The sequence below is a fragment of the Metalysinibacillus jejuensis genome, assembly GCF_003057615.1.
Taxonomy (GTDB): Bacteria; Bacillota; Bacilli; order Bacillales_A; family Planococcaceae; genus Metalysinibacillus; species Metalysinibacillus jejuensis.
On sequence record NZ_QAFW01000222.1, the window covers coordinates 1 to 248 of the forward strand.

Below are 248 nucleotides of genomic sequence, written 5' to 3' on the forward strand. Positions count from 1 at the left end.
GGTGAGAAAGCCAATTACCCACGTTTTTATCGACAATCATTAGACAAATTAGCAAAAGAACAACGCATCCTATCTCGTAGAAAGAAAGGTTCTGCACGTTGGGAAAAACAACGTTTGAAAGTGGCTGAACTACAAGAAAAGACAGCCAATCAACGTAAGAACTTTCTACACCATCAATCAAAAGAATTAGCAACAACCTATGACGCTGTTATCATCGAGGACTTGGACATGAAAGGAATGTCTCAAGC

At 39.5% G+C, this 248-nt stretch carries 1 protein-coding gene; it reads left to right on the forward strand.

Annotation, left to right across the window (positions count from 1 at the left end; genetic code table 11):
* Window positions 1-248, forward strand: a 248-nt coding sequence (locus DDE80_RS14970; RefSeq protein WP_153060965.1) for a transposase, incomplete at both ends; no start/stop codon positions are given.